Origin of the sequence: Streptococcus sp. HMSC068F04, from assembly GCF_001837455.1 — a bacterium.
GTDB classification, from domain to species: domain Bacteria; phylum Bacillota; class Bacilli; order Lactobacillales; family Streptococcaceae; genus Streptococcus; species Streptococcus salivarius_D.
The window spans coordinates 6279-9477 of the sequence record NZ_KV832530.1 but is presented as its reverse complement, the minus strand read 5'-3'; the positions used below and the strand labels follow the sequence as shown (position 1 = coordinate 9477).

At 37.7% G+C, this 3199-nt stretch carries 2 protein-coding genes; both read right to left on the bottom strand.

Going from position 1 to position 3199, the window contains the following annotated elements:
• A partial coding sequence (locus HMPREF2571_RS08965) for a KxYKxGKxW signal peptide domain-containing protein (RefSeq protein WP_176745590.1) occupies nt 1–331 on the bottom strand: 331 nt, incomplete at its 3' end.
• Between the two features lie 632 nt (nt 332–963).
• Nucleotides 964–3199 (bottom strand): glucosyl transferase (locus tag HMPREF2571_RS08960; protein WP_070847837.1); only part of this gene is annotated, 2236 nt, incomplete at its 5' end.

The following is a 3199-nucleotide window of genomic DNA, read 5'->3' as shown; positions in this document are numbered from 1 at the left end:
CAGAGCTTGGTTTTTCAGAGACTGTTTCTGATGAAGCCACTTCAGAGGCAGCTACTGGTGCTTCTGATACTGTAGCAGTTTCGCTTGAAGCAGTAGAAGGTGTGTTTTCTACTGGTTTGGCTGTGGCTTCATTAGTCGCTGGAGCCTCAACGTCAATAGCGCCTTCTTTGATGATGGCTTCAACAGTCGCTTCATTAACAGGGGTATGGTGTTCTTCAGCTGAAGCGTAGTTAAGGCCTGCAAAACTCAATCCTAAAGTAAGCCCTGTCACTGCAATAGTTACCCAATGTTTTTTAACTTTGTGAAGTTTAAAATGTACTTTCTTTTCCATGATAATTCTCCTTTCATTTTAAACTTTTACATATCACAAATAAGGACTGTCATGAGATTTTATGAAAAGTGAGCATTAGGTAGGAGTACCTAACGATGTGGGTTAATTTTCTTATGACAACCCTTATTTTCTCCCAATCTCCTCAATTTCAGTATTGTGAGACTGCTCAAGGCAAACATGAGTTATAGAAAAATAATTCTGTGTAACACGATAATGCTTTGAAATATGTTCTCCTTTCTATGCTGAGACTATCTCGTTTTTTTTTAAGGCTATGGGACACAAAAAACTAGAGCTTCCTAGTATGAGGTATCTCCTCTAGAGCTCTAGTTAGAAACGATGTTTTTTTAGAAATGAGCCCTAGTTTTATGGTTGAGCAACTTAGGAATGATTACCCTACAATAAACCGTATTTAGGCATTAGCGAAATAATGTCAAATCTTTTAGATAATCCCCTAAGTGTCCATTAAAACAAAAATCAAAGCGCTTACATTTTTGTCTAACTTCATTATAATCCTTTTTTAAGAATAAACAATAGAAACTAACAGAATTATCAAAAACAGGTAAAAAGGAAGTCGATTTTGAACGACTTCCTTTTGTTATAAGCAGTTGAAATCATTAGTAACTTGTAAGAAATTATCTAAGGATATGACCAACGCCGTTATCATCAAAGAAATAAGTAACATGATTTACTGTCAAGGTCACATTTTCAGCACGATTACCAGAGTCAGGAAGGTAGTAGTAGATTTTATCATTTAAAATGACGAGTTTATCTTTAGCTTGTATGCCCTTCTTTCCGTAATTATAATTATCATCGTAAAAGTAGACATGCTTGCCATCGATGACTTGTTTTCCAGTCAGAATATTTCCCTTACTATTTGCATAATACCAGTTATTCTTATGTTCGAAGTATTTTCCGGTTACAAGGGCACCAGTCTCTTTGTCATAATAATGATCACCACGGTATGGATAATTAAACTCACCTTTCACTTTTTCGCCGTATCTAAAGTAGTACTGAATTCCGTCCAAATATTTAGTACCGTGAAACTTCTTTCCTTTTTCATCAACATAAAACTCTTTGCCGCCATCCTCAACCAATCTATCTGTTACTAAAGCACCGTTATCTTTATCGTAATAGTGATTATCAGGAGCAAAATGGCCTTTGTATTGGACACCATTGGTGCCGAAATAAACGTTGACGTTATCAATGGTGTGGGCACCAAGGAGGAGGTAACCCTTGTCATTGACATAGTACCAGTTACCTTCGGAATCACTGATATAGCGGTTTCGTTCAGTTGATTGACTTTTAATGCTGAGGACACCAGATTGGTCTGCCACATAGGTCTTACCATCGAAATCAAAAGTTGTATCTTTAACCTTTCGACCGTTATCTTTATCAAAATAGTAAACCTTGCCATCGATATCAACGAACTCTCCCTTAGCTTGGCGATGAGTTCCTAAATGGAAATACATGTCATAGCCATCAATAGTTTCGTCACCAACACCAGGTTGTCCATACTCATCGTAGTAGTACCAGTAGCCCTCTTTATCTTGAGAAAAATGAGCGCTCTTAGGTCGAAGGTCCTTAAAATCACTAGAGATGTATTTTCCGACACCATCATTGTCAAATTCATAGATATTTGGAAATTCTCTCATAATATAGTGTGTAGGAATATTCAACCGTATATTTCTAGCGATGGTACCATCACTGTAGAAGTAATAGTTGTTGAAAAATCTGTGCACGACCATATTTCCATTATCTTGGAAATAGTACTTATTACCATTGATGGTTTGCCATCCTGTGACTGGTAGGCCATCGGCACCAAAATAATACCTTTCGAGTTCAGGATGTTCTTTGCTGTCATAATTGGAATAAGGAGCAAAGTCAAATCTTATTTCTTTAGCATAGTTTTCTTCAGGAATGAATCGTCCAGCTTTGAAGGTGACGAGTCGGTTCGTCACAAGGGCGCCGTTATCTGGGTCGTAAAAATAGGATTTACCATTGACCTTACGGCGTTCACCCTTGACCTGTCTACCATTCGAATCAAAGTAATAAGTCAAACCATCAATGGTTTGTAGTCCAGTAACTAGTTTTCCATCTTTATCCATATAGTACCAGTGACCACCATTATCTTGTAGAAAAGCTGGATGGTTATTTGCCACCGTAACGATACCATTAGGATCAATATTCAGTTTGAAATCACCGTTGTTGAGATGTGTGTCTTTAACTAATTGTCCTGCATTTTCTTTGCCAGCATCTCCAAACAGATAGAGCTTGTCACCAACCACGTTCAAGCCGTAGCTAAGTTGGCTGTTTCTATCAGGATTAAAGTAATAGGTTTGTCCTTTGATATCTTGTAAGCCAGAAACTCGCACGCCATCGCTACCTAGATAGTAAGTTTGACCATTTTCTTCAACAAATTCATCATGGAGCATACGTGCACTATCTGTAAAGTAATAGAGTTTTCCATCAATGGTTTCGAAACCAGGATGTTCTCGCTCTTTTTTGAAATAATAGCGTTCTCCATTAATATCTTGCCATCCCATAAGCTTATTACCGTTGTTATCGTAGTAATAAGTAACGTAATAAGGATGTCTTGTGGTAATAAGACTACCTAAATAGTTTTCTGTTTCAATGCGTTCTTCTTTTTCGGTAACAAATCCATTCCTTTTTTCAGTAAAGGCAGAACGGTCAGTTCCTCTTGTGATATTTTCGTTTGGGATATCACCGACAGGTGACACATTCTCAGCTGTAACACTCTCACTAGTTGTTGCACTCACCTCAGAATGTGCAGTTTCAGAATTAGCTAGTTCCGAACTAGCTGTACTTGTGACTTCAGACCTTGGTTTTTCAGAGACTGTTTCTGTTGAA